The organism is Bradyrhizobium sp. RT6a, from assembly GCF_040547675.1.
Taxonomy (GTDB): Bacteria; Pseudomonadota; Alphaproteobacteria; order Rhizobiales; family Xanthobacteraceae; genus Bradyrhizobium.
This window is the reverse complement of the sequence record NZ_JBEPQC010000003.1, coordinates 481,241-506,296: the sequence shown is the minus strand read 5'-3', so window position 1 is coordinate 506,296 and position 25,056 is coordinate 481,241. Positions and strand designations below refer to the sequence as shown.

General features: G+C 65.1%; 25 protein-coding genes. 7 read left to right on the top strand and 18 right to left on the bottom strand.

The genetic code is table 11. The features are described from left to right. Positions 1-126 precede the first annotated feature (126 nt). Both ABIC03_RS20405 and ABIC03_RS20400 read right to left on the bottom strand, forming a co-directional pair. Complete coding sequence (locus ABIC03_RS20405) at positions 127-1,317, bottom strand: extensin-like domain-containing protein (protein WP_354060461.1); 1,191 nt, start codon at positions 1,315-1,317, stop codon at positions 127-129. A gap of 306 nt (positions 1,318-1,623) precedes the next feature. Continuing rightward, positions 1,624-2,472 carry a DUF2147 domain-containing protein gene (locus tag ABIC03_RS20400; protein WP_354060459.1) on the bottom strand — a complete coding sequence of 283 codons (849 nt, stop codon included), beginning with the start codon at positions 2,470-2,472 and terminating at the stop codon, positions 1,624-1,626. Positions 2,473-2,666: 194 nt separating this feature from the next. Here ABIC03_RS20400 and ABIC03_RS20395 point away from each other — a divergent pair, with 194 nt between their 5' ends. Beyond that, positions 2,667-3,458 (top strand): DUF2147 domain-containing protein, encoded by a 792-nt coding sequence (locus ABIC03_RS20395; protein WP_354060457.1) that lies wholly within the window; start codon positions 2,667-2,669, stop codon positions 3,456-3,458. Positions 3,459-3,731: 273 nt separating this feature from the next. After that, the gene (locus tag ABIC03_RS20390) at positions 3,732-5,186 is read left to right on the top strand and encodes a FecR family protein (protein WP_354060893.1); all 1,455 of its coding nucleotides are present in this window, start codon (positions 3,732-3,734) and stop codon (positions 5,184-5,186) included. Between the two features lie 184 nt (positions 5,187-5,370). On the opposite strand, the gene ABIC03_RS20385 is transcribed toward ABIC03_RS20390, so the two are convergent. Together ABIC03_RS20385 and asd are read right to left on the bottom strand one after the other, a co-directional pair. Next, positions 5,371-5,934, bottom strand: coding sequence for an NUDIX hydrolase (locus ABIC03_RS20385; protein WP_354060455.1), 564 nt, complete (start codon positions 5,932-5,934; stop codon positions 5,371-5,373). Between the two features lie 66 nt (positions 5,935-6,000). After that, a complete protein-coding gene (gene asd / locus ABIC03_RS20380) occupies positions 6,001-6,864 on the bottom strand; it encodes an archaetidylserine decarboxylase (protein ID WP_247401800.1) in 864 nt (287 codons plus the stop codon). A 35-nt stretch (positions 6,865-6,899) separates the two neighbouring features. Between asd and ABIC03_RS20375 the strand changes: the two genes are divergently transcribed. Next, positions 6,900-8,564: an aminotransferase class III-fold pyridoxal phosphate-dependent enzyme gene (locus ABIC03_RS20375; protein WP_354060453.1), complete on the top strand. Its 1,665-nt coding sequence runs from the start codon at positions 6,900-6,902 to the stop codon at positions 8,562-8,564. A 146-nt stretch (positions 8,565-8,710) separates the two neighbouring features. On the opposite strand, the gene ABIC03_RS20370 is transcribed toward ABIC03_RS20375, so the two are convergent. The 3 genes from ABIC03_RS20370 to ABIC03_RS20360 all read right to left on the bottom strand — a co-directional run bounded on the left by ABIC03_RS20370 (position 8,711) and on the right by ABIC03_RS20360 (position 11,273). Beyond that, the gene (locus ABIC03_RS20370) at positions 8,711-9,370 is read right to left on the bottom strand and encodes a hypothetical protein (RefSeq protein ID WP_354060451.1); all 660 of its coding nucleotides are present in this window, start codon (positions 9,368-9,370) and stop codon (positions 8,711-8,713) included. A 124-nt stretch (positions 9,371-9,494) separates the two neighbouring features. Then, a complete protein-coding gene (locus ABIC03_RS20365) occupies positions 9,495-10,184 on the bottom strand; it encodes a class I SAM-dependent methyltransferase (protein ID WP_354060449.1) in 690 nt (229 codons plus the stop codon). Positions 10,185-10,220: 36 nt separating this feature from the next. After that, on the bottom strand, positions 10,221-11,273 hold the full coding sequence (locus ABIC03_RS20360; RefSeq protein WP_354060447.1) for a glycosyltransferase family 4 protein: 1,053 nt from the start codon (positions 11,271-11,273) through the stop codon (positions 10,221-10,223). Between the two features lie 274 nt (positions 11,274-11,547). On the opposite strand from ABIC03_RS20360, the gene ABIC03_RS20355 reads away from it, so the two are divergent. Together ABIC03_RS20355 and ABIC03_RS20350 are read left to right on the top strand one after the other, a co-directional pair. Continuing rightward, a complete protein-coding gene (locus ABIC03_RS20355; protein WP_354060445.1) occupies positions 11,548-12,255 on the top strand; it encodes a L,D-transpeptidase in 708 nt (235 codons plus the stop codon). 113 nt (positions 12,256-12,368) lie between these two features. Beyond that, on the top strand, positions 12,369-12,779 hold the full coding sequence (locus tag ABIC03_RS20350; protein ID WP_354060443.1) for a c-type cytochrome: 411 nt from the start codon (positions 12,369-12,371) through the stop codon (positions 12,777-12,779). A 114-nt stretch (positions 12,780-12,893) separates the two neighbouring features. On the opposite strand, the gene ABIC03_RS20345 is transcribed toward ABIC03_RS20350, so the two are convergent. The 8 genes from ABIC03_RS20345 to ABIC03_RS20310 all read right to left on the bottom strand — a co-directional run bounded on the left by ABIC03_RS20345 (position 12,894) and on the right by ABIC03_RS20310 (position 22,575). After that, positions 12,894-14,108, bottom strand: a complete 1,215-nt coding sequence (locus tag ABIC03_RS20345; RefSeq protein WP_275173944.1) for an ABC transporter substrate-binding protein — start codon at positions 14,106-14,108, stop codon at positions 12,894-12,896. 348 nt (positions 14,109-14,456) lie between these two features. Continuing rightward, positions 14,457-15,284: an ABC transporter permease gene (locus ABIC03_RS20340; RefSeq protein WP_354060440.1), complete on the bottom strand. Its 828-nt coding sequence runs from the start codon at positions 15,282-15,284 to the stop codon at positions 14,457-14,459. Continuing rightward, entirely contained in the window at positions 15,281-16,543 is a 1,263-nt protein-coding gene (locus ABIC03_RS20335) for an ABC transporter permease (RefSeq protein ID WP_354060438.1), read from the bottom strand. The genes ABIC03_RS20340 and ABIC03_RS20335 overlap by 4 nt, the downstream gene beginning before the upstream one ends. Before the next feature lie 21 nt (positions 16,544-16,564). After that, entirely contained in the window at positions 16,565-17,614 is a 1,050-nt protein-coding gene (locus tag ABIC03_RS20330) for an ABC transporter substrate-binding protein (protein WP_354060436.1), read from the bottom strand. 87 nt (positions 17,615-17,701) lie between these two features. Further along, positions 17,702-18,841: an ABC transporter ATP-binding protein gene (locus ABIC03_RS20325; RefSeq protein WP_354060434.1), complete on the bottom strand. Its 1,140-nt coding sequence runs from the start codon at positions 18,839-18,841 to the stop codon at positions 17,702-17,704. Between the two features lie 134 nt (positions 18,842-18,975). After that, a complete protein-coding gene (locus ABIC03_RS20320; protein WP_354060432.1) occupies positions 18,976-20,544 on the bottom strand; it encodes a DUF4403 family protein in 1,569 nt (522 codons plus the stop codon). A gap of 141 nt (positions 20,545-20,685) precedes the next feature. Next, positions 20,686-21,324 carry a Vgb family protein gene (locus ABIC03_RS20315; protein WP_275173956.1) on the bottom strand — a complete coding sequence of 213 codons (639 nt, stop codon included), beginning with the start codon at positions 21,322-21,324 and terminating at the stop codon, positions 20,686-20,688. 30 nt (positions 21,325-21,354) lie between these two features. Next, positions 21,355-22,575: a helix-turn-helix domain-containing protein gene (locus ABIC03_RS20310; protein ID WP_354060430.1), complete on the bottom strand. Its 1,221-nt coding sequence runs from the start codon at positions 22,573-22,575 to the stop codon at positions 21,355-21,357. A gap of 147 nt (positions 22,576-22,722) precedes the next feature. Here ABIC03_RS20310 and ABIC03_RS20305 point away from each other — a divergent pair, with 147 nt between their 5' ends. Together ABIC03_RS20305 and ABIC03_RS20300 are read left to right on the top strand one after the other, a co-directional pair. After that, positions 22,723-23,517: a DUF899 domain-containing protein gene (locus ABIC03_RS20305; RefSeq protein WP_354060428.1), complete on the top strand. Its 795-nt coding sequence runs from the start codon at positions 22,723-22,725 to the stop codon at positions 23,515-23,517. Continuing rightward, positions 23,510-23,785, top strand: coding sequence for a hypothetical protein (locus ABIC03_RS20300; protein WP_354060426.1), 276 nt, complete (start codon positions 23,510-23,512; stop codon positions 23,783-23,785). The genes ABIC03_RS20305 and ABIC03_RS20300 overlap by 8 nt, the downstream gene beginning before the upstream one ends. A 147-nt stretch (positions 23,786-23,932) precedes the next feature. Here the strand turns inward: ABIC03_RS20300 and ABIC03_RS20295 are convergent, their stop codons facing one another. From ABIC03_RS20295 to ABIC03_RS20285, 3 genes are all read right to left on the bottom strand, one after another. After that, a complete protein-coding gene (locus ABIC03_RS20295; RefSeq protein WP_275173963.1) occupies positions 23,933-24,478 on the bottom strand; it encodes a PRC-barrel domain-containing protein in 546 nt (181 codons plus the stop codon). A 125-nt stretch (positions 24,479-24,603) separates the two neighbouring features. Continuing rightward, positions 24,604-24,756 (bottom strand): hypothetical protein, encoded by a 153-nt coding sequence (locus tag ABIC03_RS20290; protein ID WP_354060424.1) that lies wholly within the window; start codon positions 24,754-24,756, stop codon positions 24,604-24,606. A 15-nt stretch (positions 24,757-24,771) separates the two neighbouring features. Then, complete coding sequence (locus ABIC03_RS20285; RefSeq protein ID WP_275173965.1) at positions 24,772-24,987, bottom strand: hypothetical protein; 216 nt, start codon at positions 24,985-24,987, stop codon at positions 24,772-24,774. Positions 24,988-25,056 lie beyond the last annotated feature (69 nt).

Genomic DNA, 25,056 nt, shown 5'->3' with positions numbered 1-25,056 from the left:
ACAGGCAAGGCTCAGCGCGAGGCCGCCCGGCGTGGGGTCGTAGCCCGCATGGAGCGAAGCGGAGTGCGGGAACGCCGTCCCCGGATTGCGCTTCGCTCCATCGAGGCTACGGGTCACGCGCAAGCCTCAATCGTCGGCGTACTCGTCCTCTTCGTGCTTGCGAAGCGTGCTCTTGCGCGTACCCAGCGAGCCGGTGATGGTGGGATCGCGCCTGCTGGCGTAAGGGCTGCGCGATTGCGCGCGCCCGGCGACCTCTTCGCCGGAGACGGCGGCGGGCTGGCAGATCAGGCGTCGGCTGGCGCGGCGCATCAGATCGACGTGGATGTGATCGTTGTGGTAGACGTTCGAGCCCGGCGCCAGCACCGTGGTGAAATGCACGCACGCGCCCGACTGCACGTCGCGCAAGAATCCCTGCTCCTCCGGCATGCCGCGCCAGCCATCCTTCACGGTGACGCGGCGGCCGTCGGCGAGCACGAAGGCGGCGATGTCGAGCGCGTTACCGAAGGCGTGCTCAGAAATATGGGCGTGCGAATTGCCATTCATGCCGCGGCAGGAATAGGCGGAGATCTGCTTGATCTCCGCGACGCGGGTGCCGAACCAGCGCATGGCCGATGGCTGCACGGTGTCGGCGAGCCAACGGTCGAGCTCGGACACGATGGGACAGGCCAGCGTCGCAACCGGCTTGATCGCAACAGGGCCGACGGCAGTGACGGGATTGCCCTGTGCCGGACCAAGACGCGGCGGCGGTTGCTGCGCGGGCGCCTGCGAGTACGGCGCCGGCCGCGCCGGATAGCTCGGCGCATTCATGTAGCGCGACGCGCCCGCGGCATCGGTGCCCTCGGGCGGCAGATCGATCTCGTCTTCCTGCTGCGCCACGCCGGGTGCGTTCAACGACACCGGGCCTGACGGCGCGCCATAGCCGGACGGCTGGCGCACCGCGCTCTCGGGATAGTTTGAGCGTTGCGGATAGTTCTGGCTTTGCGGGTAATTCGATCGCGGCTGCGTCACCGGCCAGCGCGGCTGGCTGCCCACGCTCCCGGGCGGACGCAATTCCTCATCGGCAAAGCCGTAACTGCTCGAGCCTTCGCCGAGGGCGGCGACCTTGAGCGGAAACTCGGCGCCGCACATGCCCGGCCCGGAGATCGGGTCGATGCGAACGAGATCCGGCCCCTCTTTCACCGCGCCTGATTTCAGGCATGCGGCTTCGGCCTCGGCCCGCCACGGTTCACGTTCGGCCTGGAAGAAGCCGCGTCCGCAACCCGCTAACGAAACAAGGACGATGGAGCCGACGAGATACAAACGAACTCCGCGCGTCATGCACGCACGTTCGGTGAATTTACTTAAAGACTCTTCAACGTGTTGATTTCAGTGTTCTTTAACCATGTCAGCCCGCGCGCGCCTAATGCCCTGCCGGGGGCGAGCGACAGCAAGGCTGACTTTTTCCAAAAGAGACTTTCTGTTAACCATGACGCTCTTGCGCAAGGCGGCGCGACAGCGGGAGCGACCTCATGACGTTCGCCGGGAAACTGAGCGTTATCACCGCGTACCTCGCCATGGCCTTTGTCGGCGCCATCGTGCTCGGCATGGTCTAGCGGCTTCAGTCGAAGCTATCGAACGCATCCCTTACGACCGCGCGCTCCACTGCCGCGATGTCGTGATCAGCTTCTCCGGCCGCTCTTCGGCTCGCGTCCAGTCGTTTCCGGAACACCAGAAATGGCCCAGTGCGCAGGCTTCGACGTGAAGCTCGCCGGAGCTCTTCAGCGTCATCCTCGCATAATAGGTGCTGCCGCTGGAGCGACTGTAGATATTGCCGGTCCAGACGTCGTGGGTTTTCGGCTTCATGTTGACGAGCACGCTCTCGCCCCTGGTCGACGCTTCAGTCAGCGCGAAGCCGCACAGTGCAGGACCGCAGCGTTCGATGCGGACCGTGCCCTTGGCGCCTGCGCTCTCCCATTCGCCGAGCGGCAAATAGGCGAGTTCGTCGTCGCCGCGCTCAGGGCTGGTCACGGCCTGCTTGAGCTCCGGCCTTGGCGCCACGACAGGTGCCTCCATGCGCGGCGGATCGAGCGCGACGGTCTTCGGCGGTTCCGTCCGCGGTAGCTCGACCCGTGGCGGATTGGCGCTTGGCGCCGGCGGCAGAACAATTGGCTGCGACGTCGTTGAGGCAAGGACAGGAGCCCCCGGCGCTGGCGCGGGCGCGACCTCGATGGCTTGCGGCGGCCTGACCGGAGCCACGGGATAGAGCGGCTGCGGCGGCGGAAGCACCGGCGTCGGCGCCGGTGTCGTATCAACGTCCGCCCGAAAGCTGCGATGGGAGGAAACCGAAACACAGGAAGCCGATCGGCAACGACTGGACGACTCGACCTGGAATCGATGACCGCCGATCGAGAACGCGTAGGACCCAGCCTCGGCTGCGGGCGCAATCGCCATCAGCGCGATCAATGTGCCAAGCGAAGTCACAAGCCGCGTCATCGGCACCTCCCTCTGTGTCGCGACGAGGTTACGCAGATGGAATCGCAGATGAATGTGCGCTGCGTCACCCAGCGGCCGCGAGCGTTGTGACGTCTATCACAGAACGTCCGATCAGCCCGGCATAGGGTCGAACCACGCTTCATCCACCAGCGACTTCAGTCCCATCGGGACCCACACATTCTTCGGAGGTTGTCATGAACAAGCTCACCATCGCCGCCACCGCTCTCTTCCTCGCGTCCACCGCCGCCGCGCATGCCGGCAATTCGCTCTCGTTCCAGATCGAAGGCCAGAAAATCCGCATCGAGACGCCGCGCAACTGCGCCTCGCTCAATTGCGTGACCATCGTGGCGCCCGGCTTGTCGGACAAGCCGATCAAGCTGAACAACATCAACCTCAAGGGCCTTGGCTCCAGCTCCAAGGACGATGACGTCGACACCACGCCGGCTCCGGCCACGACCGCGCAGCCCGCGCCGGCGCCGATGCAGCAGCAGCCCGTGCAGCAGGCCCCGGTGCAGTCGACCGCGCCGGCAGCGCCCGCTATCGCGGCTCCGGCCACGACGGTTGCCGCTGCTCCAGCCGCCGGCTACGACGCGACGACGCAGACTGCGCCCGTTGCGGCCCCTGCTCCCGCTGCCGCCCCCGCGCCGCTCGCGGTTGCGCCGACCCCCGCTCCGGCTCCCGTCGCCGCGCCTGTCGCGGTTGCCAACACACCGATCGGCGTTTGGGCGACCGAAGAGAACAAGGGCAATGTCCGCGTCGAGCAGTGCGGCGTCAATCTCTGCGGCTACGCCGCAAAGACCAACGAGCGCATCCTGATCAACATGAAGCCCGACGGCGCGAAGTGGAGCGGCCGCATCCACGATCCCGACTCCGGCCGCAACTACGACTCGACGATCGCGATGAAGGGCCCCAATGCAATGCGCGTGCAGGGCTGCGCCTTCGGCGGCATGTTCTGCGGCGGCCAGACCTGGAAGCGCGTGAGCTGACGCCAAAGGTGACGTCTCCAACACATGCACATTCTTCGTCATGCCCGGGCCTGTCCCGGGCATCCACGTTCTTAGTCCTGCGCTTCAAGGCGTGGATGGCCGGGACAAGCCCGGCCATGACGGTGGAGAGGCTTGGCCACAAGCTAGTATCGCGTACCGTTTGAACGTTCGCTGCCCCCCGTGCGATAGACATTCATCCGCCGTTCACCTGCATCAGGATGATATCGGTCGATCTCGCCTCGCGTTTCTCACCGGGACCTCCTCGTGAATTTTATCGTGGCCTGGCGCCGCTTCTTGTTCGCGCTCGCCTTGCTGGCCTTGCCGCCGGCCGGCTCAAACGCAGCATCTGCATCCGATGCAATCCACCTTGCGCAGGCGCAGCCACAAGCGCAGCCGTCGCCCGCCCCCTCGCCGACTCCATCGGCTTCACCCGCTCCCGCGACGGAGGTGCAGCCCGCCGCCGTCGAGCCGATCGGCAATGTCGCAACGGTGACGGGCATCGCGACCGTGATCCGCGACAAAAATTCCTATCCGCTGCGGGTGCGCGACGACATCTATCTCAACGACGTCGTGCAGACTTCGTCGAACTCCTCGCTCGGCATCACCTTCGACGACGCGACCACGTTCAACCTTTCCGCAAGCACGAAGATCACCATCGACACTTACGTCTATGAGGACGGCGGCAAGCACAACGCAGGAATCTTCGACATCGGCAAGGGCACGGTCGCCTTCGTCGCGGCGGCGGTGGCAAAGACCGGCGACATGAAGATCACGACGCCGACGGCGACGCTCGGCATCCGCGGCACCACGGGCGTCGTCGACGTGCCGGAAGGCGGGGCCGCGAACAAAGCCAACAACGTCAACATCAAGCTCTATCCCGACGCCGACGGCCGGGTCGGACACATCGACGTCGACGATCGCACGAGCGGGACGCGGCTCGGTGCGCTGACGCAAGGCGCGAGCGGTTTTGCAATCCGGCCGGGCGCAGCCGCTGCCGGCGTCATGCGCTTTGCCGCGGTGCCGATCACGATTGCGCCACAGCAGATCGCACGCGACCGCGGCTTCGTCGGCCAGGTGCATCTGGCGCAGACCACGGGCCGGCAGATCGTCACCGAGCAGCGCGACTTCCGCCGCGCCAATCCGACCGCGAGCCCGCGCATTCCGCGGCCGTTCCAACCGCCGCAACAGCAACAATTGCGGCCTAACACGGCGCCCGGCCAACAGCCGCAGCGGCCGAACGGCCAGCCCGGTCAGAACAACCGTCCAGGCCAACAGCAGCCGGGCGCGCCAGGTCGCCAAGGCAACCAGCAAGGCGCCCAGCCGCCGCAGCGGCCGGGCCAAGGCGGCGCGGTGCAACCGGGTACGCCGCGCGCGGGTCGAGGTCAGCAGCAACAAGGCCAGAAGCAACGCGCGGGGCGTCCGGCAGGCCTACCGCGTGCCGGTCAAGGCACGCAGCCTGACGGCACGCCGCAAACCCGGCCGCAACGCGGTGGACAGATTCCGACGCAGCCCGGCGGAGTCGCGCCGCAGCAGCCGGGCGGAGCGCAACAGCAGCCCGGCCTGCAGCCGCGACTGCCGCGCACCGGATTGCAGCCGGGCCAGCCGCCCGCGGTTCAACAGCCGGGCATGCAGCGACCGGGCAGCTTCCAGCAGCGCCCGCCCGCCGCACAACGCCCCGCAGCGCCGCGAAGGCCAGTGCCGGCCCCAAAGGAGAAGGAGCGGCGGTGACGTGCGTCAGCTTGCTGCTCTCTCTCCCCGTCATTGCGAGCGCAGCGAAGCAATCCAGAGTCCCTCCGCGGAAAGATTCTGGATTGCTTCGCTACGCTCGCGATGACGATCTGGAGGGAGTGATGCTATCTCCGCCGTCAACCCGCGGATGCTTCTGCACTCGTAAGCAGGGCGCGACAACAGCTCACGCCTCGCCGCGTAGCCACGCCTTCATCTTTTGCAACAGACCATGCCGCAACTCGCCGACCGAGGCCGCTTCAGCCGGTGTCAGTGTCTGCAAAGCTGCATCGACATCGTCGATTGCCAGCGTCGGCTCGGACGCAGGCGAGGATGCAAGCCCCGCCGCCGCAAGCGCGATCGGGCCGATCTGCGTCAGGAATACGCGCTCGTACTCGCGCGAGAGGCGCGCGAGCGCGTCTTCCAGCGTCAGCCAGTCGACCGCCTTGATGTCGTTCATCAGCTTGCGGACCGGACCGTCCCCGGCCTCCATCCGCCAGAAATGCACCACCTTGGAACGTCCGCCCGACTGGTAGACGAGCGTGCCCAAAAACTCGTGGATGGCAACGTCGTGGCCGGTCTCTTCCAGCACTTCGCGATGCGCGGCTTGCTTCGGCGTTTCGCCGTCGTCGAGCTTGCCCTTGGGCAAGACCCATTCGTTGCGCTTGCGCTGGCGCACGACGGCAATCAGCGGCGGCGCACCTCGCCGCAGCACAATACCACCCGCCGCCATGACCGGCGCCCGTGCCATCACCCAATCCGCAGTCGTAGAACGTCCCCACGAAAGCTATAGGCGCCTGACCCGGCGGATTGAAGGCTAGTTTTTTCTCAGCAGCGCTTGACCCGCGCGAATGCGCGTGCCTTCGGCGATGCCGTCGCAAAAGGTGAAATCGCCAGGCGCCAGGATGATGATGGTCGAGCCATGCTCGAACCAGCCGAGTTCCTCGCCCTTGCTCACGTTGACGTCGCAGGGGAAATTGACCGGCCCCCTGGTCTGCGCGTTCAGCACCATGTCGAGGAAGTGCAACCGGATGCTCGCGACCAGGATCGCGGCGACCGGCACCAGCGTCACGGCTTCGCCCGTCGGCAGATGCGTGCGGATCACCGCGCGCTCGTTCTTGCAAAACAGACGCTCGACCCGCTTCAGCGCGATCGGGTTGACGTTCCAGACATCGCCATGGATCAGCGTGACGCGCTCGATATGCGCGTCAAAAGGCGCGTGGAAGCGGTGATACATGCTCGAGGTCAGCCGCAGCGTGACGAAGGAGCCGTTGCGGTGCTGGTCGACCAGCACGGAGTCTCCGAGCAAATCGAGTAGCGAGTACGGCGCGCCCTTGACCTGGAACAGCTCGGTGTCGGCGATCCGGCCATGGGCGCCGACGATGCCGTCGGACGGACTGGCGACAATGGAGGGGTCGGGATCAAAAGGCCGCAAGCCGGGCTTGAGCTCCCGGGTGAAGCAGTCGTGCAGACTCCTGAAATGGGTCTTGCGCGCCTCCGACAGATCGAGGTCGGAGAACAGCTTCCACAGCGCGATGGAGCCGTCCCGCACCAGCGGGTTCTCGATCTTGGAGAACCAGCCCATGAAACGGGTCAGGGCCGCGCGGGGGATGCGGTTGGTCAACAGGAAGTTGAGGTCTTCCTGCTGGGTGAAAGAGGCGATGAGGGCTTTGACTGTCATGAATCTGTCAGCTCGCAGTATTAGCGCTTGTTGTCATGGAAACGACACTCCCGATTCTTTCTTTGTCCGTGGCCGCCGCAGCGTCCGCTGCCGCCGCCTTCCCGAAAATCAAGGCGCGGATCGAATTGTCCCGCGCCAAACACCGCTCGCTCGCCGGACATTCCAAGATGTCGCGCCGGGTCGCAAAGCTGCTCCCGTTCTACGAGTTCGAAGGCGATGCGTACTTCGCCTGCGACGGCGCGCCGGCGAACATCGCAATGCAGCGCAAGGACGGCTTCTTCCGCCTCGCAAGCCTCTACGCCGAGCGCTACCCCAACGGCCGCGCGATGACGAAGGAAGCGGCGGAAAAGATCTCCGATCTGCACTTCACCGAGACCTACCGCGTGCCGTTCCAGTTCTCGCGTCTGGTTCGCGAGCATTTGGGCACCTCGACTTTCGTGGAGTCGTCGCGCGGCGTCACCATCACGGATGTCGACGGCAACACCTCCTACGACCTCACGGGGTCCTACGGCGTCAACATCTTCGGCAACGACTTCTACAAGGAGTGCATCGAGGGCTCCGAGAAGCGGGCGCACGCGCTCGGCCCGGTGCTCGGCCCCTACCACCCCGTCATCCTCGAGAACGTGGCGCGGCTGTGCCAGATCTCGGGCCTCGACGAAGTGTCCTTCCACATGTCCGGCACCGAAGCCGTGATGCAGGCGGTGCGGCTCGCGCGCTATCACACCAAGCGCAGCCATCTCGTCCGCTTCGCCGGCGCCTATCACGGCTGGTGGGGCGACGTGCAGCCCGGCGTCGGCAATCCGATTCCTGCGCACGAGACCTATACCCTCGCCGAAATGTCGGAGAAGACGCTGCACGTGCTGCGTACGCGCAAGGACATCGCCTGCGTGCTGGTCAACCCGCTGCAGGGGCTGCATCCGAACGGCAACGCGCCCGGCGATTCCTCGCTGGTCGATTCCTCCCGGGGCGGCAATTTCGACCGCGCCGCCTACACCGCGTGGCTGAAGCAGCTGCGCGAGGTCTGCACCGAGCGCGGCATCGTCCTGATCTTCGACGAGGTCTTCGTCGGCTTCCGTCTCGCCGCAGGCGGCGCCCAGGAGTATTTCGGCGTCCGCGCCGACATGGTGACCTACGGCAAGAGCCTCGCCGGCGGCCTGCCGATCGGCGTGGTCTGCGGCAAACGCCTGCTGATGCGCCGCTTCCGCGACGACCGCCCGGCCGACGTCTGCTTCGCCCGCGGCACCTTCAACTCGCACCCCTACGTCATGACGGCGATGGACGAGTTTCTGAGCCGGCTCGCCAGCCCGAATTTCCGCGCCGTCTATGACGGACTGGACGAGACCTGGAACGAGCGCGCGGAAAAGCTCAACCGGATGATGACGGAGGCCGACCTGCCGGTGCGGTTCGCGAACTTTTCGTCGATCTGGACGGTGAAATACACCACCCCGTCCCGCTACAATTGGATGCTGCAATATTACCTGCGCGCCGAAGGCCTGTCCTTGAGCTGGGTCGGCACCGGCCGGCTGATCTTCAGCCTGAACTACACCGACGCCGATTTCAGCGAGGTCGCCGAGCGTTTCGTCCGCGCGGCCGAGAAGATGAAGGCCGACGGCTTCTGGTGGCATGATGGCGTCCTCACCAACAAGACCATCAAGCGGCAGATCCTGAAAGAGATGCTCGCCAAGCGCTTCGGGCGCTGAGGCTAGTTCCTCCAACGGCGTCATGGCCGGGCTTGTCCCGGCCATCCACGCGGCTCCGCGCGAGAACTCCAACACGTGGATGCCCGGGGCGAGCCCGGGCATGACGCAATCATCAGACATCGGAGGCCTTGGTGAGAACGGCGCGCTCAGGCGTGCTGCTCTTCGAGCGTGGGCTCGCCGATGAGGCCCAGCGTGTGCTCGGGCTTGAGATGCAGGCCGGGATCCATCAGCTCGCCACGCATCAGCGCCAGCGGCGCGTTGCGGTAGAGCATCAAATCGTGGAAGGGGTCGGTCAGGATCTTCGTCATCCAGACGAGGCCCGTCTCGACGTCGCGGATGAAGAACAGGTGCACCGTGCGGAACAGGAGACCGCCGCCGCCGACCACGAGCCAGATCTTGGCGACCTGCCGCATGAAGTCGGTCGCGCCCACCCAGGGCGTGAACAGTCCGAACAGCGTGGGATCGACCAACAGCACCAGTGGCGACAGCGCCCAGATCGACATCAGCACCACCTTGCGCTGAAGGTTGTAGCCGACCTTGATCTCTTCCTTGTGCTCGTGCGTCGCCTGATTGACGTGGTCGTAGCCGTGCGGCTCGAAGAAGAAGTGGCCGGCCTGGCGCGAGGTCATCGACACCAGCCAGCCGACCAGCGCGGAGACCACGGGATCGACGAACAGCCAGACATAGGCGAACAGAAAGCTCAGCGCGCTGACGAAGTGCAGGCTCTGATTGATGCGGCTGTGGTGATAGTAGCGATGGTCGTCCCAGCGCTGGATCCGCAGCTGTTCGAGATAATTCTTGATCATGCTCTCCCCCAAATGCTTTCGGGTTCAGGATTTACAGAGATTCGATGTAGGCCGTGTGACATCATCATTTTGTCATGTGACGATGTGCAGCGACGCGGTGACGCACGCGACGCGTGAGCTTGGGTTACGCCGCCTTGGCGACGTCGAGCTTGCGGAAGCGCACCAGCGAGAAATGACCGAGCGGCGGGATCAGGCGGCGCTCGGCGAGCTCGATGCCGTCGGCACCGGCCAGCCATTTGGCGTAACGCGACCAGGCGAACTCCGCGGTGCGGAAGCCGAGCGGACGCACCACCGGCTGCAGCTTCTGCTCGATGAAGCGGCGCATGCCGGTATCGGCGCTGACGCGGGTGAGGATGATCAGCTCGCCGCCCGGGCGTAGCACGCGGGCGAATTCGTCCAGCGCGACTTCCGGATTCGGCACGGCCGTGACGACGTATTGCGCCATCACGACGTCGAAGGAGTCGTCGGGGAATTCGAGCTTCTCGGCATCCATCACAGCGAGGCCTTCGACGTTCTTGAGCTTGCCCTCGGCGACGCGCTGGCGCGCCTTGTCGAGCATCGCCTCCGAGATGTCGGTACCGAAGATGCGCAGATGCGGCGCGTAGAGCGGCAGCGAGATGCCGGTGCCGACGCCGACCTCGAGCACCCGGCCGCCGATCTTGTTGGTGGCGGCGATCGCGGCCTGCCGGCCCTTGGCGAACACGCCCCCGAACACCAGGTCATAGACCGGCGCCCAGCGATCATAGGCCTGCTCGACCGTGCCACGGGTGAGGTCGAGCTGCTGGGTGCCGTCAAGGTTCATGATCTTAGCCATCGATGAGGTTCTCGCTGTGGTTCAAAACGTTTTGGGTCAACCGCGCACCGGCCGCCGCGCCATGCGAGGCGAGGCGCGCAAGGCACGGCTGGGCTGAAGTGAGGTGAGGTTGCCGACGAACTGGCGCGCGCTGTTTTCCCAGGAGCGCTCCAGCGCGAAGTTGCGGCAGGTCTGGCGCGACATGGTGAGCGCGCGCAGGCACGCGGCGCGCAGATCGTGGTCGATCGCGCCGATCGGATGATCGGCGATGACATCCTTCGGACCCGTCACCGGAAACGCCGCAACCGGCGTGCCGCAGGCGAGCGCCTCGAGCTGCACCACGCCGAACGTGTCGGTCAGGCTCGGAAACACGAACACGTCGGCGGCGGCGAGATGAGCGGTGAGATCGGCGCCCTTCTTCTCGCCGAGGAAGACCACATCAGGATATTTCTTTTCGAGCGCAGCCTTCTGCGGGCCGTCGCCGACGACGACCTTGGTGCCGGGCAGGTCGAGCGAGAGGAACGCCTCGAGATTCTTCTCCACCGCCACGCGGCCCATCGTCATGAAGATCGGCCCAGGCAGATCGAGCTTGGCCGGAGAGTCGGGATGGAACAGCTCGGTGTTGACGCCGCGGGTCCAGAAGCCGAGCCGCTTGAAGCCGCGCTCGGACAGCTCTTGCCGCAGCGAGGCCGTCGCCACCATCGTCATCGCGGCGGCATCGTGGAAGTGGCGCAGCACGGCGTAGCCGACACTCGCGGGGATGCCGGTTCGCACCGAGACATATTCCGGAAAGCGCGTGGTGTAGGAGGTGGTGAAGGCGAGCCCGTTGCGACGGCAATAAGCCCGCGCCGCCCAGCCGATCGGCCCCTCGGTCGCGATGTGCAGCGCTTCCGGCGCCGCCTTCTCGATCCGCCGCGCAATCTCCCTGCCGCTCGGCAGCGCAATGCGCAGCCCCGGATAGGTCGGCAACGGCCACGACCGAAAGCCGTCCGGCGTGAGGAAGTCGATCTCGACATCCAATGCCTTGGCCGCGCCAGCCAGCGAGGTCAGCGTCCGCACCACACCGTTGACCTGTGGATGCCAGGCGTCAGTCGCGATTAATACCCGCATGGGGAAATCCCGAGATTTTTATGATTCTCGGCTTTGGACCATCAACCACGGATATTTCAGGCGTGTGACGTCATGTAAGTGTCGGCCCGCTGTTTTGTTCGTTAACGGATCCACGCAGCCACGAAACCGTCATGAAACAATCCTTGCCGCCATGAAGCCGTTTTCGGTTTTCCGCGCAAACGTCCCGAAACTTCTTGCCGTTAGTGATTTACGCAACAGAGCACCGAAGCGGTGCCGGGGCGGCCAAGCAACACCGCGCAAACAGGGGCGACCAATGATCAATCTGGAGACGTTGAAGACTTATTCGCGCGCCCTTGCGTTTGGCGCAGTGGCTGTCACCGCGATCGCGTTCGCCGGACCGGCGAAGGCCGCGCCCGTGCAGCTCTTCCCGTTCTTCCAACCGCTGCCGCCGATCGCAGCGCCGCAGCCGTACCAACCCTATCAAGCGACGCCCTATCAGGCCGCGCCGTCCGAAGATCAGGACGTCATTGAAACACCCGCCCGCTTTCGTCGTCAGACGGTCTCCTATGCGACGCGTGAGGCGCCCGGCACCATCATCATCGATACGCCCAACACCTACCTCTATCTCGTGCTCGGCAACGGCCAGGCGATACGCTACGGCATCGGTGTCGGCCGCGACGGTTTCACCTGGTCCGGCGTGCAGTCGGTGACCAGGAAGGCGGAGTGGCCGGCGTGGACCCCGCCGCCGGAGATGATCGCCCGCCAGCCCTATCTGCCGCGCCACATGGCCGGCGGCCCCGGCAATCCGCTCGGCGCCCGCGCCATGTATCTCGGCGGCACCATCTACCGCATCCACGGCACCAACGCGCCCGAGACCATCGGCAAGCAGGTCTCCTCCGGCTGCATCCGCCTGACCAATGACGACGTCTCGGACCTCTACTCCCGCGTCAATGTCGGCACCAAGGTCATCGTGCTGCCGATGACGGAACGCCGCGCCGACCTCGGCGCCGCGACGCGGTAAGCGACAGGACATTGTGACGCAAACGGCCCCGGAACCCACCGGGGCCGTTTTCGTTGGCCCTCGGCATCCCGATGCGCGCGCGTGCTGCGGCGCGATCCCCGATGGAGGCGCGAATGCAATCACGTCCGCAAACGCCGCAAGGCACATGGCTGCACGTGTTCGCCGGCGCAGTGGCACTGCTGCTCACCGCGCCCGCCTCGCTCGCACAGCAGCCGGCGAGCGACGACGCAGCCCAGCAGGCTTTCAACAATTCCTGCCGAACCTGCCACTCGGTGAAAGAGGGCGACAATCGTCTGGGCCCCAACCTCAATAAAATCGTCGGACGCAAAGCCGGCTCGCTGCCGAACTACAACTATTCCTCGTCGATGAAAGAAGCTGGCTTCGTCTGGGACCAGGACAAACTCACCCGCTTCATGGTCAAGCCGGACGAGGTCGTGTCCGGCAACAAGATGCAGCCCTATGGCGGCGTCTCGGCAGAGGAAGCGGCGAAGGTGGTTGCTTATTTGCAGGCGGCTTCGCCGTAACCAGCCCCCGACGCAGGGGCCGCTTCGTTTGGTCGGTGATCGTAGCCATCCTTCGAGACGCCCGCCTGCAGCGGGCTCTCAGGGTGAGGAATTGACGCCGGCCGGTTATCTATCCTAGTTCCCCTTCACCAGCGGGCAGCCGCCTTTGTCGAGCGGACGGAAGGCTTCGTCGCCGGGCACGGTGGCGATCAGCTTGTAGAGGTCCCACTCGCCCTTGGAATCCTCGGGCTTCTTGACCTCGAACAGATACATGTCGTGGACCATGCGGCCATCGATGCGGATCTTGCCGTTCTTGGCGAAGAAGTCGTTGACCGGCGTTTTGCGCATCTGCTCCATCACCTTCGGTGCCTCGTCGGACTTGATGGCGTCGATCGCCTTCAGGTAATGCATGGTCGCCGAATAGAGCCCCGCCTGGATCATGGTCGGCATGTGGCCGACCTTCTCGTTGAAGCGCTTGGAGAAGGCGCGCGTCTCCTCGTTGGTGTCCCAGTAGAACGCGTCGGTGATGATCAGACCCTGCGTCGACTTGATGCCGAGCGAATGGACGTCGGTGATCTCCATGAGCAAGGCGATCATCTTCTGGCCGCCCTGCGTCAGGCCGAACTCGGCCGCCTGTTTGAGCGCGTTGGTGGTGTCGCCGCCGGCATTGGCCAGCGCGACTACCTTGGCCTTGGAGGCCTGGGCCTGGAGCAGGAAGGAGGAGAAGTCCGACGAGTTGAGCGGATGGCGGACCTCGCCGAGCACCTTGCCGCCGCTCTCCTTGACGACGTTGGCGGCGTCGCGCTGCAGCGCCATGCCGAAGGCGTAGTCGGCGGTGACGAAGAACCAGGAGTCCTCGCCGCGCTTGACCATCGCCTTGCCGGCGACGTTGGACAGCGCATAAGTGTCGTAGGTCCAGTGCACCGTGTTGGGCGAGCAGGCGACGCCCGTGATATCGGATGAGCCGCCGCCGGAATTGATGTGGATCTTGTTCTTCTCGCGCGTCAGCGCCGAGATTGGCAGCGCCACCGACGAGGTCGGCACGTCGAAGATCGCGTCGACCTTGTCGTTGTCGTACCAGTTGCGGGCGATGTTGACGCCGACGTCGGGCTTGTTCTGGTGATCGGCGGAGACCACGGCGACCTGCTTGCCCGCGACCTTGCCGCCGTAATCGGCGACCGCCATCTCCACGGCTGCGAGCGAGCCCTTGCCGGTCGCGTCCGCATAGAGGCTCGACATGTCCGTGAGCACGCCGATCTTGACGACGTCGTCGGAAATCTGCGCCTGCGCGGCGCCCGAAGTGGCGGCGAGAGCGAGACCGGCCGCGACCGCGGCGATGAGTTTTTGCATTTTGTTTCTCCCTTTGTGTTGTTGTTTGGGCTTTGTTGCGGGAGCCGTTCTAGCGACAATCGCTGGCGGGAGCAAAGCCCGGGATGTGCGAGGAGGGTTGAGAAATAAGCAGGGCGCGGCGGTGTTCCTTCGTCTCTCCCCGCTTGCGGGAAAGCAATCGAATTTGATCCGAGAGTTTGGGCGCGAAGCCTCCGCGTCATGGCCGGGCCTGTCCCGGCCATCCACGTCTAACCATGCGGCACGAAGAACGTGGATGCCCGGGACAAGCCCGGGCATGACGACCTCTCGCGCATGTTCACATGCAATAGCCCTGCCGCAAGCGGGGCGAGCGAGAAGCGCCGATCCCGCTCACGCGCTGCCCCTGAGCCGTTCGTTGCGTCGGCGCAAGCCTTCCAGCGTGGCGAGCAGGATGACCGAGACCGTGGTCAGAATCACCGCCGCTGCCGTGATGGTCGGGCTGATGTTCTCGCGGATGCCGCTGAACATCTCGCGCGGCAGTGTGCGCTGTTCCGGACCTGCCATGAACAGCACGATCACCACCTCATCGAAGCTGGTCGCGAAGGCGAACAGGGCCCCCGACGCCACGCCAGGCAGGATCAGCGGCAGGATCACACGGCGGAACGCATCAAGCGGCGAAGCGCCGAGCGAGGCGGCGGCGCGTGCCAGATTGGTGTCGAAGCTCTGCAGCGTCGCGCCGACCGTGATCACCACGAAGGGCGTCGCCAGCGCGGTGTGGGCCAGGATCAAGCCGAGATAGCTGCCGGTCAGTCCGATCGGCGCGAAGAAGAAATACAGGCCGACCGCGGTGATGACGCCGGGCACGACGACCGGCGACAGCACGAACGCCAGCACGAGCGGCTTGAACCGGCTCTTCCACTGCGCCAGCCCCAGCGCCGCCAGCGTGCCAAGCACCATCGAAAGCAGCGTCGAGGCCACACCGATGATCATGCTGTTCTTCAGCGAATTCATCCAGCGCGGCGAATTGATGAAGTCGTCATACCAGCGCAGGGAGAGGCCCGGCAGCGGATAGGTGAGGTACGAGCCCGAGCTGAAGGACAGCGGCATGATCGCGAGGATCGGCGCAATCAGGAAGATGAACACCAGCGTGGAGATAACGATGGTCGCGGTCCACGCGATTCGCTGGCTGGGCGTGCGGAGGGAGGGACTGTCGCTCAATTCTTCATCCCTCCCGTCACCTGCTGTCCCTGCACCAGCTTTCCGTAGACGAGCGCGAGCAGAATAGTGGCGAGCAGCAGCACCGCACCCAGTGCCGAAGCAAGGCCCCAATTGGCCGTCTCGGTCGTGTAGAGCGCGATGAAGTAGCTGATCATCTGGTCGGCGGCGCCCCCGACGAGTGCCGGCGTGATGTAATAGCCGAGCGCCAGGATGAAAACGAGCAGGCTTCCCGCGCCGATGCCGGGCAGCGTCTGAGGCAGGTAGATGCGCAGGAAGGCGGTAAGCGGCGGCGCGCCGAGCGAGGCGGCGGCACGCATGTAGGCAGGCGAGATCGCCTTCATGCTGCTGTACAGCGGCAGGATCATGAACGGCAGGAGAACGTGGGTCATGGCCACGCAGACACCGAAGCGGTTGTAGATCAGGCGCAACGGCGCATCGATGATGCCAAGCCAGAGCAGGCTTTCGTTCACGACGCCTTTGCCCTGCAACAGAACGATCCAGGCGCAGGTGCGGACCAGCAGAGACGTCCAGAACGGCAGCAGGACAAAGATCATCAGCAGGTTCGACCGGCCGGGCGGCAGCGCGGCCAGCAAGTAAGCGACCGGGAAGCCGAGGATCAGGCAAAGTGCCGTGACACTGAGGCTGATGAGGAAGGTGCGGGCGAAAACGTCGCGGTAGATGGCCTGATCCGGCGGGGCCGCGACGATCGCGCCGTCCACGTTCCGCGTCAGGTCGAGCGCCGACAAAAGATAGAAGCCGGTCATGGGACCACTGGCGTCCTTGATCGTGGTCCAAGTGGCGCGTTCGCGCCAGGCGGGGTTGATCTTGCCCAGCGTCTCCCTCGCCGTGCCGGGCTCGGGCACGGTCTTCAGATTGCGTGCGGTGCTGGTCAGGATCGTGCGGAAGCCGTTCAGTGCGTAATTTAGCCGCTTGGCCGCAATCGCAATGGTGCCGGAAGCGCGCGCCGCCATGATGTCGCTTGCCAGCGCCGCGTAGGCCTTTTCGTCCGGCAGATCCCTGCCGTCCCAACTGGCGAGAGCCGCGATGGTCTGAGGCAGAACCAGACGCACTTCCCGGTCATCGACGGCACGCCACAGCATGCCGGCGATCGGGCCTGCGAAGGTGAAGAGCAGAAAGACGAGAAGCGGCAGAATGAGTACCAGCGCCTTGATCTGGCGTGCGCGCTCCGCGCGCCTCAATCGGCGCTTGAGCGGTACCCCGGTCGATGCGTTGGCGCCGGTCAAGAGCGCATCCGTCATTGGTCGAGCCCTGCGGGCGCGCTACTTCGCTGCCCATTTGTTGAAGCGCTCGGTCAGGCGGTCGATGTTCTCGAGCCAAAAGGCAACGTTGATCTCGACCGCGTTCTTGATGTTGTCGGGTGCCGTCGGCAGGTCCTTCAGAACAGCAGGCGCGAGCAGAGCGGCTGCGGCCTTGTTCGAGGTGCCATAAGCAATGTTCTCCGACAGTTTCGACTGGTTCTCCGCCTTGCCGACAAAGTCCAGAAACTTGTAGGCCGCGTCCTTGTTCGGGCTGCCTTTCAGGATCACCCAAGTGTCAAGGGTGAACAGCGCTCCGTCCCACACCATGCCGAAATTCTTCTTCTCGTTCTTGTTCGCCGTGTCGATGCGGCCATTGTAGACCGAGGTCATTGCCACCTCGCCGGAGGCGAGCAATTGCGGCGGCTGAGCGCCGGCTTTCCACCAGACGATGTCGGCCTTGATGGTGTCCAGCTTCTTGAATGCGCGCTCGACGCCTTCGTCGGTCGCCAGCACCTTGTAGACGTCCTTTGGCGCGACGCCGTCGGCCATGAGGGCGATCTCCAGCGTGGTCTTCGGGCCCTGGCGCAAAGCGCGCTTGCCCGGAATCTTCTTGGTGTCGAAGAAGTCGGCCCAGCCTTTGGGAGCCTCCTTCAGCTTGTCCTTGTCGTAGCCGAGAACGAAATCGTAGAGGATGGCGCCGACGCCGCAAGCGTTCACCGACGGCGGGATATAGGCGGCCTCGCCGCCGATCTTCGAATAGTCGAGCTTCTCGAAGAGGCCTTCCTCGCAGCCGACCGCCAGTTCGTCGCTCTCGACCTGGACGACGTCCCAGGTGGCGGCGCCACCCTGCACCTTGGCTCGCAACACACCGACGCCGCCGTCCCAGGACTCGTCGTTCATGGGAATACCGGCCGCTTTCTTGAACGGCTCGAAATAGACCTTCTTCTGGGCATCCTGATACGCGCCGCCCCACGACACGACGGTGAGGTCACGCGCCTGCGCGACCGTGGCCAGCGCCGCGCTGGCGGTGAATGCCGCGGCGAACCCCAGTACAATCTTGCGCTTCAGCATGGTCTTTGTTCCTTCTTCTTCACGTGAATTGCGTTGAGCTTGGTCGGTGCAGGTCCGCCCGCGTGGGAGATTTGCTGCATGGTTGGATCAGACGGGATCGAGAGCCAGGCAGTCCTCCGGGCGGAAGGTGATGAACACGTCATCGCCGGGTGTAAGGCCGCCAGCTCTCAGGCTGTCGGCTCTCAGGCCGTCATGCGTCCCCGGCTGAAGCTTGACCATGAACTCCCTGTTGTCGGCGACGTCGAGCACGGCCAGCGCGTGGTCGCCGAGATAGATGGTGTTCTGCACCTTGGCAGGCAGTCGGTTCGGTTCGTCGCTGGAGGTGCCATCCGGGATAATGGCGATCCGCTCCGGCCGCACCGACAGCGAGGTCGATGCGCCCGCGCCCGATACGTTGACCGCTCGTGCGGTCACGGCGCCGCCACCCGCCAGCGCAACGCGGCAATATTCTTTCTCGACCGTCTCGACGGTGCCGGACAGCACATTGTTCTCGCCGATGAAATGGGCGACGAAGCTGTTCACCGGATGCTCATACAGCGCGTCGGGCCTGTCGATCTGCTGCACGATGCCGTCGTTGAACACGGCGATGCGGTCCGACATCGTAAGCGCTTCGCTTTGATCGTGGGTGACGTAGACGACGGTGATGCCCATCGTCTCGTGCAGTTGCTTGATCTCCAGTTGCATCTGCTCCCGCAGGCGCTTGTCCAGCGCGCCCAGGGGCTCGTCCATCAGCACGAGTTGCGGATTGAAAACCAGGGCGCGGGCCAGCGCCACGCGCTGCTGCTGACCGCCGGACAACTGCCCGGGCCGGCGCTGAGCCAGGTTTTCCATCTTGATCATGCGCAACGCTGCCCTCACGCGCTCCTGCGCTTCGGCCTTGTTCGTGTTGCGGACGGATAGCGGGAAGGCGATATTCTCCGCAATTGTCAGGTGCGGAAACAAGGCATAGTTCTGGAAAACCATGCCGATGTCGCGCTTGTGTGGCGGCACGTTCTTGATCGGCCGGTCCGCGAGGTAGATCTCGCCATGGGTCGGAACTTCGAAACCCGCCAGCATCATCAGGGTGGTCGTCTTGCCCGAGCCCGACGGACCGAGCAGGGTGACGAACTCGCCCTTCCTGATGTCGAGATCGAGGTTCTTCACCACGAGGTGCTCGCCATCGTAGGTCTTCTGAATGCCGGAAAAGCGCACCAGCGCCGGCGCAGGCGTGACCATGCCGGCTTCCATGTCGTCCTCGCGTTATCAGCCACACTGCTGTCAGCACCTCGTCCGAAGGTGCGAGGAACAGCTTAGCATCCTCCGACCAGATTGCCAGCGGCGCAAGCGACGACGCGCACGAACCCGTCGAGGAAAGGCGCGCGTTACATTCCCGACAGTTTCGTCACGGATACATTCAGCGAGCCGCCGGCTTCCGCGATCACGCGCAGCGTCTTGGAATCGAAGGCGATGTCGGCCAGCGTCAGGCTGTCGATCTTCGCCTCGACCTTGAGGCCGTCCTCGTTTTTCTGGAAGTCGGCGATCGCGGCGGCGATCTTCTCGCGTGCGTTCGCGGCAATCGGCTTCAGATCGATCGTCGCTTTCTGTACCAGCGCCTGCTGCATCTGCGGCACCACCGCCCGCGCCGCGGCACCCAGGAGGCCGAAGGCCGCCTCCGACTCCACCGCGAGCTGGATGTCGGCGAGCCTCAGCGTCTGCTGCGCCTGGTCGAGCATCGGCCGGCCCCAGATGTGCACGGTCGCTTCGGCGCCGAGACCAAGCCAGCTCTTCTTCTCCTTGGCGCGCACCAGCAGCGAAATCAGGAGGCGCTCCCCCGACGGGATCACGTTGACGCTCTTGACGGTGACGTCCACCGGACCGGAGCCGTCCTCGGGATAGGTGCGGCCGACCATCTGCGCCGCGATCAGCTTGTTGATCTCGGTGAAGGGCACGTCGATGGGTACGCCGATATTCACACCGGTGCCGGTCGGCGGCACGATCGAGATCTTGTCGGGGAACGGGCAGTCGGGCTTGGTCGGCGTGGACGTGACGCGCGTCTCCGCTTCCAGGCCCAGCAGCAGGGTCACGGCCTGCGCATCGACGCGCGGCTGCGCCGCGATGGCGCGGATCGGCTTCATCTCCAGCCAGAGCGGCGGCAGCGCGGCCGAGGAGCCCGAGCCTTGCAGCGGGATCGAGCGGCAGGCCTTGGCCCATTGCAGCTTCGCGTTCTCCCGCAAGGTCGGATCGTTGCGCATGCGTTCGGAGACGGCGTTGATCTGTTCGCCGACGGTCTTGTCGATCAGCGGCTTCACCTGCGCCGGCACGTTGACCTTGGCGCCCGAGACGTTGAGGTTGGTGTCGCCAAGATTGACCTGGGCGCCGAGATTGGGCTCGAGATGCCAGTTGGCCGCGAGCTTCGGCCGCGAGGTGACGACGACGTTGCCCTTGATCTCGGCGCTGGCGTTCAGATTCTTGATGTTGACCGCGCCGATCTGTTTTGCGGCATTGCCGCCGAGCACGCTGCCGAGCGCCTCGCCGAGGGCGCCGGTGGCTTTCGACGACAGCGATCCCGTCACGTTCAGCTTGCCCGTGAGCGGTGTCGAGATCGTCAGCACGTCCTTGTCGCCGACCGCCGACATCGGCCCGCGCACGGCGGACCAGCCGATGTCGGCGTTCTCCAGGATTTGCGAAATCGGGTTCTCGGCCTTGCCGGCGAAATTGCGCGGGGCGGCCTTCTCGGCCTGCTCGCGGATCGCCGACAGCGCGATGGCGACCGGCGCCACCACGATCGAGCTCTTCGCGACCTGCAGCAGCGGCGGCAGTTGCGCGACCGGCGGCGCGGAATTCGTCGCCCGCGGCGACAGCAAGTCCATCGCCTTCAGGCTGATGAAAAACGACGCCGCGAGCACCGCGACGGCGATCAGGATGGTCTTCAAGTTCAGAGTTAGTCGCATCAATCCCCCAGGCCGCCCGGGAAGGGATTTTACAGGGCGGGAGAGAGGGGCGCTAGAGCGTACCGATGGGGTGGAATTGCGGCGAATGGGTTAACGGCTGCGAGTGCGCAATTGCCGCGGATTCAGGCAGCCCTCACGAGGCTAGCCGCGTTTGGGACGGCGGACCGCTCTCACATTGCCGCGATCTCCGCCACCGCAGAAGAAACGGTCGCCGCCGTCGGACTCCAATCCTGACACCATCGTCCCGGCGGGCAGGTCGAGCTGCTCCAGCACCTTGCCCGTATCTGGGTCGATCCGCCTGATGTCGCTGTCCTCGCCTTCCCAGGTGCCGTGCCAGAGCTCGCCGTCGACCCAGGTCACGCCGGTGACGAAGCGCTTGCTTTCGATGGTGCGGAGAATTTTTCCCGTCTGGGGATCGACCTGATGGATCTTGCGCTCCCGATACTGCCCGACCCAGAGCGAGCCCTCGGCCCAGGCCAATCCGGAATCGCCACCGCCGCCAGGTGCAGGGATGGTGGCGAGCACCTTGCCGGTCGCAGCGTCAATCTTCTGGATGCGGTCCTCGGCGATCTGGAACAAGTGCCGGCCGTCGAACGCCGTTCCCGCGTGCGCGGCGACATCGATGGAGCGGGCGATTTTGCCGTCGGCCGGATCGACCGCATTCAATCTGTCGCCGGATGCGAACCACATATGGCTGCCGTCATAGGTGACGCCGTGCACGGCTTCGACGCCCGCAAAGGGCCCGTATTCCCTGACGATCTCGGCGGCTGAACGTTTCATCTGCTCGGTCCCTGTGGTGTGAATCCCACCTTACGTCTTCATGAGCGATCCGGGGAGTAACAAGCCTGTCGGGAAACCCGGGACGGGCGGCGTCATCCAGCGCCGCGCCCGTCCGTGTCCGAAGGACTGCACCTTGTTCGATCGTGCTAGCTCTTCGAGGGCCCGCTGCACGGTGCGCGCGCTCGTTGCCAGCGCCAGCGCGAGCGCCGAGCTCGACCAGGGCTCGCCGTCGGAGAGGAAAGCCAGCACGCTGGCGTGCTTCTCCTCGACGGGCCGTGCCAGCACGAGAACCTGCCGCGTCTTGCGCGGTGTCAGCACAAAACCCTCCTTCGTCGCGCTGATGTCGGCGAGAGGCTCGAGCTTGGTGCGGAGCCGCCCGATTTCGACGCGGAGCCGGGCGCGATGCGATTCGTCGACGTGCCTCGCCTGAAACGCTCCCGTGATCAACGCTTCCCGCGAGACATCGGCGGGCCAGGCCTGCGCCAGGATGCGGGCGAGCGCGAACAGCACCGGCCGTCTTCCGAGCGGCACGAGGATGCCTCGCCTGCGAACCGCGTGATGGAATGTGTCCACCACGAGCGCCTCCGATGTCGCGAGGTCCTCGACCTCCTCGAGCCGCAACGGCCGTTCGTGCCCGCGCGTGATCAGGCGCGCTGCGGGCGTGTCGAGCACGCGGCTCGTGCCTTCGACCTCGGCCGCAAGTGCTGGAATGCCGGCCTGCCGCGCTGCGCTCGCCGCGCGCCCGAGCGCCACGCGCGCGTCTTTCGTTCGGAGCCGCCTGATGGCGATGCCGGCGATCACGAGCTCGCGGGCGACCTGCGCAGCCGGGGGCATCGGCGTGGTCTTGATCTCGGCCAGCGTGCGTTCGGCCTCGTCGAGACGCCCGAGAAGGAGCAGTCGGCGCGCCTCGATGTGACCCGCATGGGCGGCGTTGGCGAGGTCACCGTGACCTTCGAGCGTCGCCCGCGCCGCCGCGAGCGTGTTTGCCGGCCAATTCAGGTCGCGCGAGACGAGTGCGATCTCGGCCTCCGCCACCACGCATCTTGCACGCGCGACCGCCTCTCTCGGACCGAAGGCGCGTGCGGCGCTGCGCAGCAGCGTCTTCGCCTTCGCGAGATCGCCGAGCTGCGCCATCGCGATGCCGCGCAGCGCCAGCGAAGGTGCATCGTTGCGCAGCGCGACGCGGTTCAGCGCGCCGAGCGGATCGCCGGCTTCGAGCGCGCGGGCCGCGGCCGTGATCAGCGACTCCATTCAAATCCCGCCACACTTGTTACTCCCACCGCGCAACTGTCCGGTGCGAGAGATCGTTGACGGCCGACAATGTGCGGCGAGGAGCGAGCGGTTCCGCATCTTGCATAGTGAGATACGGAACGACCGCCCGGGAAAAGTTGGAGAGCCATGATGACATCAGCTGACAACGCAGGAAATAACGGACAGGCCGCCATGCAAACACCGCCGGTGGTGTCGCCGCAGGACTGGGAGGCCGCCCGTCAGCAACTGCTCGTGAAGGAAAAGGCGCATACCCGTGCCCGCGACGCCCTGGCCGCCGAGCGCCGGCGCATGCCGTGGATGGAAGTGACCAAAACCTATGCGTTCGAGGGGCCCGGCGGCAAGGTCAGTCTGCACGACTTATTTCAGGGCCGGCGGCAGCTGATCGTCTACCGCGCCTTCTTCGAGCCGGGCGTGTTCGGCTGGCCGGATCACGCCTGCCGCGGCTGCTCCATGGTGGCCGATCAGGTCGCCCATGTCTCGCACCTGAATGCCCGCGACACCACGCTGGTGTTCGCCTCGCGCGCGCCGCAGGCCGATATCATCAGGCTGAAGCAGCGGATGGGCTGGACCATGCCATGGGTCACCGTCACCGACAGCTTCGATGCGGATTTCGGCGTCGACGAATGGCACGGGACCAACGTGTTCTACCGCGCCGGAGATCGGATATTCCGCACCTACTTCGTCAAGAGCCGCGGCGACGAGCAGATGGGCGGCACCTGGAATTATCTCGACATCACGCCGCTGGGACGGCAGGAGGTCTGGGAGGATTCGCCGAAAGGCTACCCGCAGACGCCGACCTACAAATGGTGGAACTGGCACGACAGCTACACCGAAGGTGCGGCACCTGACAAGAAATGGGTCGAGATCTCGACCGCCGGCGAAAAGGCCTTTCGCGAGGAGGCCGCTGAAGGACGTGACTAGTCCCCTCAGCGCAACTGCCGGCGCGAGCCGCAACGGTGTGGTGGCGGCGCGCCACCTCGCCACATGGCTCGGGCTGGCGGCCACGCCGACCTTCGCGATCATGGCCGTGCTGACGGCCGTGCTCGATGGCCCGGCGGACGCGCTGTGCGGCTCCGGACACGGGGCGATGCTCGGAGGGATGGTGCCGATGTATCTGCTGATGAGCGCGTTTCATTCGGCGGCATGGCTGAGGCTGATTGCGGAGTGGCGGGGCGGAGTTGGCCGTTAGCGGCTATCCCGCGCCCGCCCCGTCCTTCGAGAGCCCGCCTGCAGCGGGCTCCTCGGACTGAGGGTCGCAATGACGGCAGACGAAAAAAGACACGACAGCGCGCCCGGCAAAAACCGGGCGCGCTTCGTTTAGCCGTTCAGAGCCGAATTACTCCGAGTACTTGAACTCGGGCATGTTCTTCAGCTCGTCCTTGCTCGCATTGAACACGGCGTGGTCCGGATACCATTTCGACGAGGACGACGCGGTCGTTGTCGTCGCGGGCTTGTTGTCGGTGCCGGTCGCGGCACCCGTCGTGGTGCTCGCCGCGGGCCGGTTGGCTGCGCTGTTCGGGTTGTTGCCAGCAGCGCCGGTGTAGGCAACCGCCTCGTTGACGAACTTCAGCTTCTCATAGGGCACCGCGACCAGATGCTCGCCCAGGCCGAGGAAGCCACCGACGCCGATCACGGCGATCTTGATGTTGCCGCTCTTGTCCATCAGCAGATCATTGATCGAGCCGATGTTCTCGTTGGCGTCGTTGTAGACCTTGATGCCGTCCATCTTGGACGTACGCCACTGTCCCGACGCGGTCGTGGTGGTGGTCGAGGCGGCGGCAGCCGGCGCCTTGTCGGTGGTGGCGGTCGGATTTTGCGCGAACGCAACGGTTGCGAGCAGTGCGGTACCGGCGAGACCGGCCGCGATCGATTTCATCAACATATTGTCCTCTCCTTCAGCAGAAAACTTGTGCGGAGAAAACAGTCCGGATCAGTCCCAGTTCCGCGCGCGCTGCAATTTCGTCGCGCGATGCGCGAGTATCAGAGCTGCGCGTGATTGTTCCTAAGTCACTCAGGAACATTTTGCAGCGCACCGTTTCCCGCCGACGATCGCGCGCGCGCGTGATCGAGCGGATGCAGTTGCTTGTGCGGCAGCAGCCGCGGCTTTGCGGCTTGAGGCATGATCCGGAAAAGTGTGCAGCGGTTTTCCGAAAAGATCATGCCCAAAGATAAACCTCAGGCCGCGAGCGGCGGGTGTTGGAGCGCGGCCTCGTCGAAGATCGCCACCGCCTCGAAGCGATAATTGCAGGCGTGGCAGGTCCAGAGATAGGAGACGCGCCCCTCGCCCGGCTCGATCCAGTCGGGCTGCGCGATCGGCGTGCCGCATTGAGCACAGGGGTTATGTCTGGGGATCTCGCCGGTGTGGGCATTGACCATGGTTGATTTTGTCATGGCACCTCTCCCGATTCGCTGGCCGTGACATACTCGCTTTCGTCCGCCCATGCGAATAGACAGGCCTGC

What these genes read in the sequence shown, in the direction of transcription:
- ABIC03_RS20305 (WP_354060428.1), top strand. Translation starts at nt 22,723, where the DNA reads ATGATGACATCAGCTGACAACGCAGGAAATAACGGACAGGCCGCCATG.
- ABIC03_RS20370 (WP_354060451.1), bottom strand. Translation starts at nt 9,370, where the DNA reads ATGATCAAGAATTATCTCGAACAGCTGCGGATCCAGCGCTGGGACGAC.
- ABIC03_RS20405 (WP_354060461.1), bottom strand. Translation starts at nt 1,317, where the DNA reads ATGACGCGCGGAGTTCGTTTGTATCTCGTCGGCTCCATCGTCCTTGTT.
- ABIC03_RS20330 (WP_354060436.1), bottom strand. Translation starts at nt 17,614, where the DNA reads ATGCTGAAGCGCAAGATTGTACTGGGGTTCGCCGCGGCATTCACCGCC.
- ABIC03_RS20350 (WP_354060443.1), top strand. Translation starts at nt 12,369, where the DNA reads ATGCAATCACGTCCGCAAACGCCGCAAGGCACATGGCTGCACGTGTTC.
- ABIC03_RS20290 (WP_354060424.1), bottom strand. Translation starts at nt 24,756, where the DNA reads ATGATCTTTTCGGAAAACCGCTGCACACTTTTCCGGATCATGCCTCAA.
- asd (WP_247401800.1), bottom strand. Translation starts at nt 6,864, where the DNA reads ATGACAGTCAAAGCCCTCATCGCCTCTTTCACCCAGCAGGAAGACCTC.
- ABIC03_RS20385 (WP_354060455.1), bottom strand. Translation starts at nt 5,934, where the DNA reads ATGGCACGGGCGCCGGTCATGGCGGCGGGTGGTATTGTGCTGCGGCGA.
- ABIC03_RS20400 (WP_354060459.1), bottom strand. Translation starts at nt 2,472, where the DNA reads ATGACGCGGCTTGTGACTTCGCTTGGCACATTGATCGCGCTGATGGCG.
- ABIC03_RS20285 (WP_275173965.1), bottom strand. Translation starts at nt 24,987, where the DNA reads ATGACAAAATCAACCATGGTCAATGCCCACACCGGCGAGATCCCCAGA.
- ABIC03_RS20335 (WP_354060438.1), bottom strand. Translation starts at nt 16,543, where the DNA reads ATGACGGATGCGCTCTTGACCGGCGCCAACGCATCGACCGGGGTACCG.
- ABIC03_RS20345 (WP_275173944.1), bottom strand. Translation starts at nt 14,108, where the DNA reads ATGCAAAAACTCATCGCCGCGGTCGCGGCCGGTCTCGCTCTCGCCGCC.
- ABIC03_RS20325 (WP_354060434.1), bottom strand. Translation starts at nt 18,841, where the DNA reads ATGGAAGCCGGCATGGTCACGCCTGCGCCGGCGCTGGTGCGCTTTTCC.
- ABIC03_RS20365 (WP_354060449.1), bottom strand. Translation starts at nt 10,184, where the DNA reads ATGGCTAAGATCATGAACCTTGACGGCACCCAGCAGCTCGACCTCACC.
- ABIC03_RS20315 (WP_275173956.1), bottom strand. Translation starts at nt 21,324, where the DNA reads ATGAAACGTTCAGCCGCCGAGATCGTCAGGGAATACGGGCCCTTTGCG.
- ABIC03_RS20360 (WP_354060447.1), bottom strand. Translation starts at nt 11,273, where the DNA reads ATGCGGGTATTAATCGCGACTGACGCCTGGCATCCACAGGTCAACGGT.
- ABIC03_RS20295 (WP_275173963.1), bottom strand. Translation starts at nt 24,478, where the DNA reads ATGTTGATGAAATCGATCGCGGCCGGTCTCGCCGGTACCGCACTGCTC.
- ABIC03_RS20355 (WP_354060445.1), top strand. Translation starts at nt 11,548, where the DNA reads ATGATCAATCTGGAGACGTTGAAGACTTATTCGCGCGCCCTTGCGTTT.
- ABIC03_RS20375 (WP_354060453.1), top strand. Translation starts at nt 6,900, where the DNA reads ATGGAAACGACACTCCCGATTCTTTCTTTGTCCGTGGCCGCCGCAGCG.
- ABIC03_RS20320 (WP_354060432.1), bottom strand. Translation starts at nt 20,544, where the DNA reads ATGCGACTAACTCTGAACTTGAAGACCATCCTGATCGCCGTCGCGGTG.
- ABIC03_RS20310 (WP_354060430.1), bottom strand. Translation starts at nt 22,575, where the DNA reads ATGGAGTCGCTGATCACGGCCGCGGCCCGCGCGCTCGAAGCCGGCGAT.
- ABIC03_RS20395 (WP_354060457.1), top strand. Translation starts at nt 2,667, where the DNA reads ATGAACAAGCTCACCATCGCCGCCACCGCTCTCTTCCTCGCGTCCACC.